Raw genomic sequence first — 13,116 nt, 5'->3', positions numbered from 1 at the left:
CCAAGCCGGAGGCCGGCAACACATTGAAATCACATGATAGCCGCACATCGCCCGCCCTTGGTCTTTTGCGCTCTGGGCGGCGTTGCGCGCGCCTTGCCAGATCACAAAATCCCGGCGCTCAGACGATGCCAGCCAAAGACAAACCGCTCTAGCATGTCGGCGGCGGCGCGTGCGGCCAGATGCGCACCTCTTGACTCAAATCAATTATATAAGAGAGTTTAAATATAAAATATCACGCATACAAAGATGGAGATTCCCATGTCCAACCCCTCCGCACCGGCCGCGCCGGCATGGCAGCCGCTCTATTTCCTCGCCGCACTCGGCGCCGGCGGCCTGGCCGTCACCTTCTTCATGTATCTGATGTGGATGACGCCCCATGCGGGCCAGCCCATCCCCTCTTTCTCGACGCTTTATGTGGCGTTCGCGGACGGCTCGCTCGCCATGCGGGCGCTGATCGCGACGAGCCTCGCCGGCATCGCCATCTTCGCGGCGCTGCATGTCGGGCTCCTGATCTGGAACATCGTGCGCCTGCGCGCCTGGCAGCCGACCGAGGCGGCGATCACCATGGCGCGCACCAATGCCGGCTCGTCGATCATGGCGGCCCCGCTCACCTATGCCATGGCGATCAATGTCGGCTTCATCGTCGGCGCGGTCTTCGTGCCGGGCCTGTGGGAACGCGCCGAATGGCTGTTTCCGTTCGCGCTCGCCGGCTTCGCCGCCATCGGCGTCTACGCGCTGCGCCTGTTCACCGGCTTCATGACGCACATGATCGTCGAGGGCGGGTTTGACTGCGCCAAGAACAATTCGCTCAGCCAGATGCTGTCGGTCTTCGCCTTCGCCATGATCGGCGTCGGCTTTTCCGCCTCGGCCGCGATGAGCCACGCACCGGTCGTGTCGGTGATCGGCTTTGCGGGCGCGGTGTTCTTTGTCGCAGCGGCGATCATCTTCGGCGCCATGTTCCTGGTCATGGGGTTCCGTTCCATGCTGGAGAATACCGCCAATCCCGAGACCGTGCCCACGCTCTGGGTCACCATCCCGTTCCTGACGGTCGTCGGCATTGCGATGTACCGGCTCAGCATGGCGCTCGACCATAATTTCGGCGTCGAGTGGCTGGCCGGTGAAAAATTCGCCTTCCTGATCACGCTGTTCATGATCCAGCTTCTGTTCGGCATCCTCGGCTATGCGGTGATGCGGCGCACCCGCTACTTCGAGACCTATGTCACGGGTCCCGCCAAGTCGCCCGGCTCGTTCGCGCTGATCTGTCCTGGCGTCGCGCTCTTCGTGTTCGCCAACTTCGTCATCAACCCCGGCCTCGTCGGCTTGGGCGTGATGGAGCAGTTCTCGGTCGCCTGGTATCTGGCCTATGCGCCGCTGGTTGCGTTGCAGGTCCTGACGATCGCCGCTTTCTTCCAGCTTTCGAACAAGCTGATCGGCGTCGTTCGCCCTGCCCCCGCGACCATGGCGCCCGCGCAGTGACAGCGAATGGTGGATGGCCCGCCGGAACGCGCGCCAACACCACCTTATTCGCTCCTCACCGCTTCAGCCTTAGAGCAAACATCCCTCGCCCTTAAAGGCCCGCTTCGCGGGCGCCTCAGGATGAGGGATGTTTGCGGGCCTCGAAGGGTCAGTTCTTCGCCTTGTCCACCAGCGCGTTGGACTTGATCCAAGGCATCATCGCGCGCAGCCTTTCGCCCACATCCTCGATCCCGTGCGCGTCGTTGACCCGGCGGATGCCCTTGAAGCGCGCCGCGCCGGATCTGTATTCCTGCATCCATTCGGAGGTGAACTTGCCGGTCTGGATGTCGGTGAGGACGCGCTTCATCTCCGCCTTGGTCTCGTCGGTGATGATGCGCGGGCCGGAGACATATTCGCCCCATTCGGCGGTGTTGGAGATCGAATAGTTCATGTTGGCGATGCCGCCCTCATAGATCAGGTCGACGATCAGCTTGACCTCGTGAAGGCACTCGAAATAGGCCATCTCTGGCGCGTAACCGGCCTCGACCAGCGTCTCGAAGCCGGCTCGGATCAGTTCGACCAGGCCGCCGCACAGCACCACCTGCTCGCCGAACAGATCGGTCTCGCACTCCTCCTTGAAATTGGTCTCGATGACACCCGAGCGCCCCCCGCCGACGCCGCATGCGTAAGAGAGCGCCATGTCGTGCGCATTGCCCGAGGCGTCCTGATGGACGGCGATCAGGCAGGGCACGCCGCCGCCCTTGAGATATTCGCCGCGCACCGTGTGGCCCGGCCCCTTGGGCGCGACCATCAGGACATCGACGGTCGACTTCGGCTCGATCAGGCCGAAATGGACATTGAGCCCGTGCGCGAACGCGATCGCCGCGCCGTCCCGGATGTGAGGCGCGATATGGTCGCGATAGATGTCGGCCTGGAGTTCGTCGGGCGTCGCCATCATCATCAGGTCGGCCCAGGCCGCGCCCTCGGCGACGCTCGTCACGGCAAAGCCGTCGGCCTCGGCCTTGAGCGCGGTGGTCGAGCCCTCGCGCAGCGCGATCCGCACATGCTCGGCGCCCGAATCCTTCAGGTTCATCGCATGGGCGCGGCCCTGCGATCCGTAGCCGATGATCAGAACGCGCTTGCCCTTGATCAGGTTCAGGTCCGCGTCGCGGTCATAGTAAACTCGCATGAATATCTCCGTTTGATGGGTTGGTCAGAAGGGCCGGTCGGCCCCGTAAAGGCACAAGAACCGGTCGATGGCGCCTTCGACATGGGTCGCCATCGCGCGGTCCGAATTGGTGGCCGGCACACGCTCGCCAAGCATCAGGCGCACATGCATGTCACATACGATCAGCCCGTAAAGCGTCTCGAACGCCTCCTGCGTGTCGGTGAAGCGCAGATGGCCGGCGCGGCGGCCCGCCTCGATGAGCGCCTGGGCCCTCGCCGACACCGCGCGCCGGCCGCGCGCGACGAGCAGGTCGCCCAGCCGCGAGCCCTCGCGGCTCGCCTGGCCGATGGCCAGCCGATTGAGGGCCAGCGAGGCCGGCCCGGACAGAACGGTCAGAAGGGCGACGCCGAACGACTGCAAATCGACACGGAAATCGCTGGCATCGCGCCCGGCCGCGGGTCCGCCGACGGCAACGCCGACCTTGGACGCCTGATAGGCGATCATCGCCGCCAGCACGCCGTCGCGGTCGCCGAACCATTTGTAGAGGCTTTCCTTGGAGCAGTTGGCCGCGCGCGCAAGCCCAGCGGTGGTGATCGCCCGCTCGCCGCCCTCGACCAGAAGCCCGAGCGCGGCTTCGAGCACCTCGGCCTGGCGCGGCGTGAAATCATCGTCGAAACCGGCGCCCTGCCCCGGCGCATCCTTATCGTCCATGGCGTGATAGCGGTCCATGCTGCCTCCCGAACCATGTGTACCGTACCGTTCGGTACGATGTCAAGCGGACACCTTTGGACGCTCCTGCTCCGCCTTGAAGTCCGCCCGCCTTGCCAACCGTCGCGGAACGGTTTGCTGGGCGGTTCCCCGCAGCGGCGTCGCATTGCCCTTGCCGGCCCCGAATATGCCCGATCGGCGCTGGTTCGATCATTGGAATGGCAACCTTGGCTGCCTATGTCCGGGTTGCGTCACGCGTCCGTGGTCGTTCAATTGGAGGCAACAATGCAAAGACTGCAAGACAAGGTGGCCGTCATCACCGGCGCCGCCAACGGGATCGGGCTGGAAACCGCGCGCCTTTTCCTGGCCGAGGGCGCCAAGGTGGTCGCCGTCGACCTCAACGACGAGGCCCTGGCGCAGGCGGCCGAAACGCTTGACGGCGGCGACCGGCTTCTGACCGTGGCGGCCGATGTGAGCATCGTTGAGGGTGCCCGGAAATACGTCCAGGCGGCCCTTGACACCTATGGCGCCATTGACGTGTTCTTCAACAATGCGGGCATCGAAGGACGCGTCGCGCCCATCACCGAGCAGGCAATCGAGGATTTCGATCGCGTGATGGCCGTCAATGTCCGCGGCGTTTTTCTCGGGCTCAAGCACGTCATCGCGGCGATGGCCAAACAGGGCCACGGCAGCATCATCAACATGTCGTCGATCGCGGGCTTGAAAGGCAGCCCCAACGTCTCACCCTACATCACGTCAAAGCACGCGGTCGTCGGGTTGACGCGGGCCACGGCCGTCGAGGCGGCCCCCATGGGCATCCGTGTCAACTCGGTCCACCCCTGCCCCATCAACACGCGGATGATGCGGTCCTTGGAGGAAGGGTTCAATCCGGGTCATGGCGCGGAGGTCATGGCTGGCCTTGAGGCGACCATCCCGCTTGGCCGCTATGGCGAATCGGCCGATGTCGCCAATGTCGTGCTGTTTCTGGCCAGTGACGAGTCAGCCTTCGTAACCGGCGCACAATATACGATCGATGGCGGCATGGGCGCCACCTGAAGCCGGCCTCCCGGACAGCGCGCGACGCCGACACGCAGCCCCGGAGGCGATCCGGGGCGCCCTCATTTCAGTCGCGCCATGATGCCGGCGCAAGCCCGCCTAATCGTCGGGGCCGGCCTTGAGGATCCTCGCCCACCGCTCGCTGCGCGCGTCGACCGACATCGCGTCCAGCGTTTCCTGCGGTACGATCCCGGCATAGGTTTCGCGCCAGCACTGCACATGCACCTTGGCGATCGGCGTCGCGTCGCGGGCGAGCGCTTTGCGGATGACAGCGCTTGTGTCGGTCATGCCGGTCGTCCCAATCCAGCAATGGCGAGAGCCTACGCCAACGCCTCCACAAACCGCCCCACCGCGCCGGCCATGCCGAATTCCAGCGCCTCGGCGGTCAGCCCGTGGCCGATCGACACCTCGGCCAGATCGGGCACGCGGGCGACGAGCGCCGGCAGGTTGGCGACGGTGAGATCATGGCCGGCATTGACGCCAAGCCCTGCCGCCCGCGCCGCATCGGCCGTCGCACCCAACTGTTCGACCTGGCGCGCGGCCTCGGCCGCATTGTCATGGCACGCGCCATAGGGCCCGGTATAGAGTTCGACCCGGTCGGTTCCGGTGGCCTTGGCCGCCGCAATGCCGGCCTCGCCCGCATCGGGATCGCAGAACAGCGACACGCGCATCCCGCCGCCCTTCAGCCTTTGCACGCAATCGCGCAGGAAGTTGCCCTGGCCGGCGAAATCCCAGCCATGGTCCGAGGTCGCCTGGCTGGGATCGTCGGGCACCAGCGTCACCTGGTCGGGTTCGTTCGCCTCGACCAGTGTCAGAAAGTCCGCGCTCGGATAGCCTTCGACATTGTATTCGGCATCGGGAAAGGAATCGTCGATCAACGCCCTGATTCCGGGCAGATCGGCAAAGCGGATGTGCCGCTCGTCGGGCCTTGGATGCACCGTAAGGCCGTGCGCGCCCGCTTCGAGCGCGACCCGCCCCAGATGCGTCACCGAAGGCCATGGCAGGTCGCGCCGGTTGCGAAGCAGCGCGACGGCGTTGAGGTTGACGGACAGACGAATGGGCAAGGAAGCCTCCGATCAAAGATTCCGGTCGCTTGATATAGCGCAATGATGATGGCGACCAGCCATATCAGTTTTCCGGACAATGGCCCGGCGGCCCTGCGGGAGTGCGCGATGATCACAATCGAAACCCTGGCGCCCGGCGTCCTTTCGCTGGACGTGACCGGCAAGCTGGACAAGGCCGACATCGAACATGCGATCACGGAACTGGAAGCCGTGCGCGAGGCGCATGGCCGCGTCAGCCTGCTGGTCGACCTGACCGGCTTTGCAGGGATCACCGCCGAAGCGCTGATCGCGGACCTGCGCTACGGCCTGGCCCAAGTCGGCGACCTCGATCACTATGAGCGGATCGCGGTCATCACCGGCCATGACTGGATCGAGACGCTGATCTGGCTGGAAGGCAGAATTTTCCGCTCGCTGGACATTCGCCGCTTCGAACCCGAAGAACGCCAGCGCGCGCGGGCCTTCGCCAACGGCATGGACATGCCGCCGCCCGCGCGCAAGCCGGCCATCGTCCGCGTGCCCACCGACCGCGCCGACATGCTCGCCTTCAAGATCGCCGACCGGGTGCGCGCCGCCGACGCCAAGGCGGTCATGGGCTTTCTGACCGACACCTACGGGCGGCACGACAAGATCGACCTGATGGTGATCGTCGAAAAGTTCGACGGTTTCGATCCGGCGATCCTGTTCGACACCGGCACCTGGAGCGCCAAGGCCGCAAGCCTGTCCCATGTGGGCCGCTATGCCGTGGTGGGCGGGCCGGACTATATGCGAAGGACGGCCGCCTTGCTGGGCGCGTTCATTCCCATGGAGGTCAGGGCCTTCGCCCGCGAGGAGGAAGAGGCGGCCTGGGCCTGGCTGAACGCGGCGCCCCTGCTCGCCGCCCCGTCATAAGCCCGTCATCTTTGGCGCGCCATTGAGCGCTCATGGCTTCGCTCGCAATCCTCGATTCCCTCAGCCTGCCCGGTCACGTCCAAAAGCCCAACGAGGACCGGTGCGGCTGGACCGGAACGCGCGTCTTCGTCATCGACGGCGCAACCGGTCTGGGCGAGGCCAGTCTGGACAGCGAGGAAGGGTCCGATGCCGCATGGCTTGCCGAACTGGCGCGCCGGCGCTTCGGGGACGCTGACCCGCACGACACCGTTCACGAGACCGTCCGCGCAATCAATCGGGCTGCGGCGAAGATGGTTGCCGGCGCTACGGCCATGGGCGGCATCGAGCGATGGAACCTGCCGGTCGCCAGCTTTCTCCTCGCCCGCATCGAACAGGGCCGGCTGGTCGCCTACGGGCTTGGCGATTGCGTTTTGTTCATGACCGGACCGGGCGTGGAACCGATGCGCCACTCACCGATGCCGGACAATCATGAAAGCGAAATGGCCGGCGCGCGCGCCGCGATCCGGCTGACGGGCAGGCTGAAACCGGGCGCCTCGCTGTCGGACGGCGGCGCCGAGCGCGAACGCCAGCGCACGATCCGTTCGCGCTTCAACACCGCCGGCGGCCCGCTCTGGACGCTCGGCACCGCGCCTGAAGCGGCCGCGCATCTCGACCACGCCGTCATTCACGATGGCGGCCCGGCCCATGGGCTGGTCTGCACCGACGGCTTTGCCGCGCTTGTCGACCTCTACCAGCGCTATACGGCAGGTGGTCTGGTTGAAGCGGCCCGAACCGAGGGGCTCGCCGCGCTCGGCGGGCAATTGCGCGCCATCGAGCATGAGGAAGACCCTGGCGGCCTGCGCTATCCGCGCATGAAACGATCCGACGACGCCACGGCGGTGCTGTTCGAGATCACCTGACGATGGTCAGCGTCTCCGCCGCGCGCGTGATCGCCGTATAGAGCCAGCGCTCGCGCATGTCGCGGAAGGCGAAGCTTTCGTCGAACAGGACGACATCGTCCCATTGCGAGCCTTGCGCCTTGTGCACGGTCAGCGCGTAGCCATAGTCGAAATCGTCGTGCCGGCGCTTGAGCTGCCAGGGCACCTCCTCGTCGGGATTGTCGAAGGCCGCCTTGAGCAGCCTGATCTTGGCGACGCCCCGGTCCGTATCGCCGTCGTCGGGCGAAACCAGCAGGTTGACGCCAGGCTTGGAGGCGGGCGCGGAAGCGGTCATCACCTTCCACAACGAGCCGTTGAGCAGGCCCTTGGCCGGATCGTTCCGAAGGCACACCAGCTTGTCGCCCGCCTGCGGGTAGCGCGCCTCGAAGCCGGCCAGTTGCCGCAGGCGCTGATTGTAGCGCCGCCGCGTGCGGTTGATGCCGACCAGCACCTGGTCGGCCCCGGTCACCGTCGCCGTATCGAGGTCGGCCTTGCCGATGATCCGCGCCGTGCCGTGATCGCCATGGGTCAGCGCGCGCCCCTCGCGCACATCCATCGCCATGCGCACGATGGGGTTTTCGGCGGCCTGCCGGTGGATTTCCGTCAGAAGGAAATCGGGCGCGGCGTCGGTGAAGAAGCCGCCGCCGGAAATGGGCGGCAACTGGCCCGGATCGCCCAGAACCAGCACCGGCGTGCCGAAGCTCAAAAGGTCGCGGCCCAGTTCCTCGCCGACCATCGAGCATTCATCGACGATCACCAGCTTGGCCCTTGCGATGTCCGACTGCCGGTTGAGCGCGAATGTCGGCGCCATGCCGGTCTTGCCGGTCACCTCGTCGGTGACGGATTCCTCGCCGCGCGGCCGGTAGATCAGCGAATGGATGGTCTTGGCGTTGGCCGCGCCCTTGGCCCGCATCACCTGCGCGGCCTTGCCGGTGAAGGCGGCGAACTGGACGGTGCCGTCGACCCCTTCGGCGAAGTACCGCGCCAGCGTCGTCTTGCCCGTGCCGGCATAGCCGAACAGGCGGAAGAGCGGGCTGTCGCCGCGCTTCAGCCAGTCGGCGACCGCCTTGAGCGCGTCATCTTGTTGCGGGGCAAGCTGCATGCCACCGGTTTAAGGGATTCGGGCCGGCGGGACCACATGGAGCGGGCCAACGACCAGGGCTTCCCCTTGCGCGCGTTTCAGGCCGCCGGTCGCAGCGCGAACGCCTCGTAGGGCGCAAGCTTCACGACCGGCCCGATCGCCTGGCGCGGCACAACGTTCCAGACCAGGCAAGCGCCCTCGCCGACCAGCGCGTCGGGCGCATCGAACGTCACCGTCCCGGCGCTGAAATTGGCGATGACGACAATCCGGTCGTCGTCCGTGGCGCGCACATAGGCAAAAACGTGCGGATGCTCCCGGACGAACGGAACGAACCGGCCCTGGACGATCACCGGCAGTTCACGGCGCAGCGCGATGAGCTTTCGGTAGGTGGCGAACACGCCCTCGGGGTCGGCGCGATCGGCGGCCACATTGACGGTTTCATGGTTGGGGTTGACCTCGATCCAGGGCGTGCCGGTCGTAAAGCCGGCCGCCGGCCCGTCGGTCCACTGCATCGGCACGCGGGCATTGTCGCGGCCGCCCGCATTGGCGCCCGCCAGAAAGGCGTCCATGGACATGCCCCGCGCGGTCAGTTCCTCGTAATGGCCGAGCGTTTCGACATCGCGAAACTGATCGAGGCGTTCGAAGGCGACATTGGTCATGCCGATCTCCTCGCCCTGATAGATGAACGGCGTACCCTTCATCAGATGCATGGCGATGGCCAGCATCTTTGCCGAACGCACGCGCCAGACGCCGTCGTCCGCATAGACCGACACCTGGCGCGGCAGATCGTGGTTGGACAGGAACAGCGCATTCCACCCGTCCTCGGCCAGTGCTTCCTGCCAGTCGATCAGAACGCTCTTGAAACGGGGCAGGTCGAAGGGCTTGGGCTTGAACTTGCCGAATTCCTCGTCCCAGCCCTGCGTGACGTGATTGAACTGGAACACCATGTCCAGTTCGCCGCGGTCTCGGCCGCAATAGAGCGGCGCGGTTTGCGGGCTCACCGACCAGCTTTCCCCGACCGTGAGGACATCGCGCCCGGCCAGGGTCTTCCGGTTCATCTCCTGAAGAAAGCCGTGCAGGTGCGGACCCTCCTCGAACAGGCCGACATCGACATCCTTGCCGATCAGGGAGATGACGTCCATGCGGAAACCGGCGATGCCCCGATCCAGCCACCAGTTCATCATGGCGTGGATTTCGGCGCGCAACGCCGGGTTCCGCCAGTTCAGATCGGGCTGCCGGGCGCTGAAATAGCCCAGATAATATTGGCCGACCTCTTCGACCCAGTGCCAGGCCGGGCCGCCGAAGACCGCCCGCAGCGCCGAGGGCGGGCCGCCGTCGGGCCCCGGCGCGCGCCAAATGTAATAGTCATGCTCGGCCGCCCCGCGCGAGGCGCAAGCGCGCCTGAACCAGTCATGCTCGGACGAGGTGTGGTTGACCACCAGATCCATGACGATCCCGATGCCCCGCGCCCGAGCCTCGCCGACAAGCCGGTCGAAATCGTCGAGCGTCCCGAACTCGGGCGCGATGTCCCGGTAATCGGCGATGTCATAGCCATTGTCGGCCATGGGCGAACGATAGACAGGCGACAGCCAGATGAAACCGATCCCCAGATCGCGCAGGTGATCGAGCTTGGAGACGATGCCGGCAATGTCGCCGATCCCGTCACCATTGCTGTCGCAGAAGCTGCGCGGATAGATCTGGTATCCGGTGGCCGTCTTCCACCAGGCAAGGCCGGTTCCGGTCATGATGGCTCCTTGGTACGGTGCGGCCAAATGCGTAGGCGGTCACGCCGGTCAGTTCAACAAGCAAGTTCGGCGGCACGCGTCGCCGGGCGCCGAAAGAGCGGGGCAGCCGGCTCGGCGAGCCGCCGCCCATGGCGAAATCCCGGTCCCGGTCACCATCATGTCGTTTCGGACATGCCGACATGCGCCAGGAACCGTGCGCGCGCAACGGCCTCACATCGCATCTCGCCCCCGGCGCATGGCGGCCACGCCCGTGCGGCACACTTCCACCAGCCCCAGCGGCGCCATGATCGCGATGAACTGCTCGATCTTGTTGGTCCGGCCGGTCAGCTCGAACACGAAATGGTCGAGATTGGCGTCGATGACGTTGGCCTTGAACGCATCGGCCAGCCTGAGCGCTTCCAGCCGGTTCTCGCCGTCCCCGCGCACCTTGACCAGCGCCAGCTCCCGTTCGAGCGGCTTTTCGTAACCCTCCTGGCGGGCGATCACCGTCAGATCGTCGACCCGGTGCACCGGCACCATGCGTTCGAGTTGGGTGCGGATCTGCCCCATCACCTGGGGCGTTCCGCGCGTGACGATGGTGATGCGCGAGCGGTGCTTTTCATGCTCGGTCTCCGAAACCGTAAGGCTCTCGATATTGTATCCACGGCTTGAGAACAGGCCGATGACGCGCGCGAGCACGCCCGGCTCGTTGTCGACGAGCACGGCCAGCGTGTGGCTTTCGGGCGCGCTCGTATCCCTTGTGATGAAATAGGCCGAGGCGGGCTCGGCTTTGGGGTCGTTCATGGGTTGGCCCTTTCCTTGACGGGGTCGGATCGGCCGGCGGGATCGAGCCGCGCGACGATGACGCCCGAGACGATGATGGCAAGAGCGGCCATCGCGTTCCAGCCCGGCCGTTCGCCGGCGAAGACCGCGCCGATCAGAACGCCGGCGACGGGCACGAGAAGATTGATCTGGCCGAAAAAGCCCGCGCCCTGCCGCACGATGATCGAAAACATCAGGAACGCGCCGATCGCCGTCGGCACGATGCCCAGCGCCGCAAGGGCGGCCAGCGCTCCGCTGCCGGGCGTGGCCGCAGGCGGGCTTTCGAGCGCCAAGGCCAGCGCGCCCGACAGAAGGACCGACCAGAGCGTCGAATAGACGAAGAAGGCCACGGGCGGCCGGTGGACGAGCTGCTTGACCGCCAGCGCGTTGACCGCATAGCTGAGCGCTGCGCCCAGCAGTGCCAGTTGCCGCCACACATCCTGGCCGAACCCGGCAACGACGGACGGCCAGAACAGCACCACCAGACCCAGGAGCCCGATCACGACGCCGGCCAGTTTCGGCCATGTCAGCTTCTCGTCGTGCGTGTAAAGATGCGCCAGGACGAGCACGCCCAACGGCATGAAGCCCATCAGGATGGCGGCGAGGCCGCTGTCGACGACCGCAACGCCCCAATTGATCAGCGTGAAGGGAATCACGATTCCGGTGACCGCGGCGATCATGATCAGCACATGCTCGCGCCGTGTCGGCCGAAACCATCGGGTGCGGAAGACCGTCGCAACGGCCGCGAACGCGGCCAGCGCGATCACCTGCCGGACCGCCGTCAGGGTCACGGGCGGAAAATCGGCCACCGCGATCTTGGACAGAAGGAAGGCGCTGCCCCAGATCAGCGACAGCGCGCCCAGAAGGCCATAGTCGACCGCGCCGGGGACCGCCTTGCTCATCGCGACGGACCGGCTTTGCGGTCAGACAAGGGCCTTGCCCTCCGCGCCGATGGCGTTGGCCACCGCCTCGTCGGTCGCCTCGTCCGGCAGGAGCATCTCATTGTGCGCCTTGCCCGAGGGGATCATCGGGAAGCAGTTGGTCAGCGCGGACACGCGGCAATCGAAGATCACCGGCTTGTCGACGGCGATCATCTCGGCGATGGCATCGTCAAGCTCGTGCGGCTTGTCGCAGCGGATGCCGTGCGCGCCATAAGCCTCGGCCAGCTTGACGAAATCCGGCATCGCCTCGGTGTAGGAATGCGAGCGCCGGTTGCCGTGCAGCAATTGCTGCCACTGCCGCACCATGCCCATATACTGGTTGTTCAGGATGAAGATCTTGATCGGCGTCCTGTACTGGATCGCCGTCGACATCTCCTGGATGTTCATCTGGATCGAGGCGTCGCCCGCAATGTCGATGACCAGCGCGTCCGGATGGGCGATCTGCACGCCCAGCGCCGCCGGCAGGCCGTAGCCCATCGTGCCCAGCCCGCCCGAGGTCATCCAGCGATTGGGCCGCTCGAAGCCGAAATATTGCGCCGCCCACATCTGGTGCTGACCGACTTCGGTGGTGATGAACGTGTCCTTGCCGGACACCTTGGACGCCTCGTAAAGCCGCTGGATCGCATATTGCGGCATGATGACATCGTCCGAACGGGTGTAGGCGAGCGAGTTGCGGGCCTTCCACTTGGAGATCTGCTCCCACCAGCGGGCATGCCGGCCCTTGTCGGGTCCGTGTCCGGCCGCCTGCCATGCTTCGAGCAGCGCTTCGAGCGCATGCGCCACGTCGGCGACGATTCCGACTTCGGTATGGACCACCTTGTTGATCGAGGATGGATCGACATCGATGTGGATCTTGCGCGAGCCGGGCGAGAAGGCGTCGATGCGCCCGGTGATCCGGTCGTCGAAGCGCGCGCCGATGTTGATCATCAGATCGCAGTCGTGCATCGCCATGTTGGCTTCATAGGTGCCGTGCATGCCCAGCATGCCGATCCAGTTCTCGCCGGAAGCCGGATAGGCGCCAAGACCCATCAGGGTCGAGGTGATCGGAAAGCCCGTGGCCGCGACCAGTTCGCGCAGCAATTCGCTCGCCCGGTCGCCCGAATTGATCACGCCGCCGCCCGAATAGAGGATCGGCTTTCTCGCGCTCGCCATCAGCGCCACGGCGCGGCGGATCGCGCCCGCGTCCGGCTCCAGCCGCGGCTGGTAGCTGATGCGCTCATGGGCGATTTCCGGCCCCCGGTAAATGCCGGTGGCGAACTGCACGTCCTTGGGAACGTCGACGACCACCGGGC

General features: G+C 65.8%; 13 protein-coding genes. 4 read left to right on the top strand and 9 right to left on the bottom strand.

From position 1 onward, the window contains the following. The first annotated feature begins 258 nt into the window (after positions 1 to 258). Positions 259 to 1,476 carry a TsoY family (seleno)protein gene (locus AC5E6L_RS09055; RefSeq protein ID WP_491772750.1) on the top strand — a complete coding sequence of 406 codons (1,218 nt, stop codon included), beginning with the start codon at positions 259 to 261 and terminating at the stop codon, positions 1,474 to 1,476. Between the two features lie 148 nt (positions 1,477 to 1,624). On the opposite strand, the gene ilvC is transcribed toward AC5E6L_RS09055, so the two are convergent. Continuing rightward, positions 1,625 to 2,644 carry a ketol-acid reductoisomerase gene (gene ilvC, locus AC5E6L_RS09050; protein WP_491230461.1) on the bottom strand — a complete coding sequence of 340 codons (1,020 nt, stop codon included), beginning with the start codon at positions 2,642 to 2,644 and terminating at the stop codon, positions 1,625 to 1,627. Positions 2,645 to 2,668: 24 nt separating this feature from the next. After that, positions 2,669 to 3,352 carry a TetR/AcrR family transcriptional regulator C-terminal domain-containing protein gene (locus AC5E6L_RS09045; RefSeq protein ID WP_491230462.1) on the bottom strand — a complete coding sequence of 228 codons (684 nt, stop codon included), beginning with the start codon at positions 3,350 to 3,352 and terminating at the stop codon, positions 2,669 to 2,671. Between the two features lie 264 nt (positions 3,353 to 3,616). On the opposite strand from AC5E6L_RS09045, the gene AC5E6L_RS09040 reads away from it, so the two are divergent. Beyond that, entirely contained in the window at positions 3,617 to 4,387 is a 771-nt protein-coding gene (locus AC5E6L_RS09040; protein ID WP_491772747.1) for an SDR family NAD(P)-dependent oxidoreductase, read from the top strand. A gap of 99 nt (positions 4,388 to 4,486) precedes the next feature. Here AC5E6L_RS09040 and AC5E6L_RS09035 read toward each other — a convergent pair whose 3' ends face one another. Both AC5E6L_RS09035 and AC5E6L_RS09030 read right to left on the bottom strand, forming a co-directional pair. Then, a complete protein-coding gene (locus tag AC5E6L_RS09035; RefSeq protein ID WP_491772745.1) occupies positions 4,487 to 4,675 on the bottom strand; it encodes a hypothetical protein in 189 nt (62 codons plus the stop codon). 32 nt (positions 4,676 to 4,707) lie between these two features. Beyond that, positions 4,708 to 5,451: a pyridoxine 5'-phosphate synthase gene (locus AC5E6L_RS09030; protein ID WP_491772743.1), complete on the bottom strand. Its 744-nt coding sequence runs from the start codon at positions 5,449 to 5,451 to the stop codon at positions 4,708 to 4,710. Between the two features lie 108 nt (positions 5,452 to 5,559). On the opposite strand from AC5E6L_RS09030, the gene AC5E6L_RS09025 reads away from it, so the two are divergent. Together AC5E6L_RS09025 and AC5E6L_RS09020 are read left to right on the top strand one after the other, a co-directional pair. Further along, positions 5,560 to 6,339, top strand: a complete 780-nt coding sequence (locus AC5E6L_RS09025) for a SpoIIAA family protein (RefSeq protein WP_491772741.1) — start codon at positions 5,560 to 5,562, stop codon at positions 6,337 to 6,339. 32 nt (positions 6,340 to 6,371) lie between these two features. Further along, on the top strand, positions 6,372 to 7,238 hold the full coding sequence (locus AC5E6L_RS09020) for a hypothetical protein (protein WP_491230557.1): 867 nt from the start codon (positions 6,372 to 6,374) through the stop codon (positions 7,236 to 7,238). Here AC5E6L_RS09020 and AC5E6L_RS09015 read toward each other — a convergent pair. The 5 genes from AC5E6L_RS09015 to AC5E6L_RS08995 all read right to left on the bottom strand — a co-directional run. Further along, complete coding sequence (locus AC5E6L_RS09015; protein WP_491772738.1) at positions 7,231 to 8,358, bottom strand: ATP-dependent DNA helicase; 1,128 nt, start codon at positions 8,356 to 8,358, stop codon at positions 7,231 to 7,233. The genes AC5E6L_RS09020 and AC5E6L_RS09015 overlap by 8 nt on opposite strands. A gap of 77 nt (positions 8,359 to 8,435) precedes the next feature. Further along, the gene (locus AC5E6L_RS09010; protein WP_491772736.1) at positions 8,436 to 10,082 is read right to left on the bottom strand and encodes a glycoside hydrolase family 13 protein; all 1,647 of its coding nucleotides are present in this window, start codon (positions 10,080 to 10,082) and stop codon (positions 8,436 to 8,438) included. A gap of 210 nt (positions 10,083 to 10,292) precedes the next feature. Continuing rightward, positions 10,293 to 10,865 (bottom strand): acetolactate synthase small subunit, encoded by a 573-nt coding sequence (gene ilvN / locus AC5E6L_RS09005; protein ID WP_491230172.1) that lies wholly within the window; start codon positions 10,863 to 10,865, stop codon positions 10,293 to 10,295. Continuing rightward, positions 10,862 to 11,785, bottom strand: coding sequence for a DMT family transporter (locus AC5E6L_RS09000; RefSeq protein ID WP_491230171.1), 924 nt, complete (start codon positions 11,783 to 11,785; stop codon positions 10,862 to 10,864). The genes ilvN and AC5E6L_RS09000 overlap by 4 nt, the downstream gene beginning before the upstream one ends. Before the next feature lie 21 nt (positions 11,786 to 11,806). Then, a partial coding sequence (locus AC5E6L_RS08995; RefSeq protein ID WP_491772733.1) for a thiamine pyrophosphate-dependent enzyme occupies positions 11,807 to 13,116 on the bottom strand: 1,310 nt, incomplete at its 5' end.

Source organism: Roseitalea sp., assembly GCF_984466335.1.
Note: the sequence above shows the minus strand (reverse complement) of the source record. Positions and strands in the feature narration are given on the sequence as shown.

Coding starts and splice junctions, on each gene's coding strand:
- AC5E6L_RS09055 (WP_491772750.1), top strand. CDS start 259: ATGTCCAACCCCTCCGCACCGGCCGCGCCGGCATGGCAGCCGCTCTAT.
- ilvC (WP_491230461.1), bottom strand. CDS start 2,644: ATGCGAGTTTACTATGACCGCGACGCGGACCTGAACCTGATCAAGGGC.
- AC5E6L_RS09045 (WP_491230462.1), bottom strand. CDS start 3,352: ATGGACCGCTATCACGCCATGGACGATAAGGATGCGCCGGGGCAGGGC.
- AC5E6L_RS09040 (WP_491772747.1), top strand. CDS start 3,617: ATGCAAAGACTGCAAGACAAGGTGGCCGTCATCACCGGCGCCGCCAAC.
- AC5E6L_RS09035 (WP_491772745.1), bottom strand. CDS start 4,675: ATGACCGACACAAGCGCTGTCATCCGCAAAGCGCTCGCCCGCGACGCG.
- AC5E6L_RS09025 (WP_491772741.1), top strand. CDS start 5,560: ATGATCACAATCGAAACCCTGGCGCCCGGCGTCCTTTCGCTGGACGTG.
- AC5E6L_RS09020 (WP_491230557.1), top strand. CDS start 6,372: ATGGCTTCGCTCGCAATCCTCGATTCCCTCAGCCTGCCCGGTCACGTC.
- AC5E6L_RS09015 (WP_491772738.1), bottom strand. CDS start 8,358: ATGCAGCTTGCCCCGCAACAAGATGACGCGCTCAAGGCGGTCGCCGAC.
- AC5E6L_RS09010 (WP_491772736.1), bottom strand. CDS start 10,082: ATGACCGGAACCGGCCTTGCCTGGTGGAAGACGGCCACCGGATACCAG.
- ilvN (WP_491230172.1), bottom strand. CDS start 10,865: ATGAACGACCCCAAAGCCGAGCCCGCCTCGGCCTATTTCATCACAAGG.
- AC5E6L_RS09000 (WP_491230171.1), bottom strand. CDS start 11,785: ATGAGCAAGGCGGTCCCCGGCGCGGTCGACTATGGCCTTCTGGGCGCG.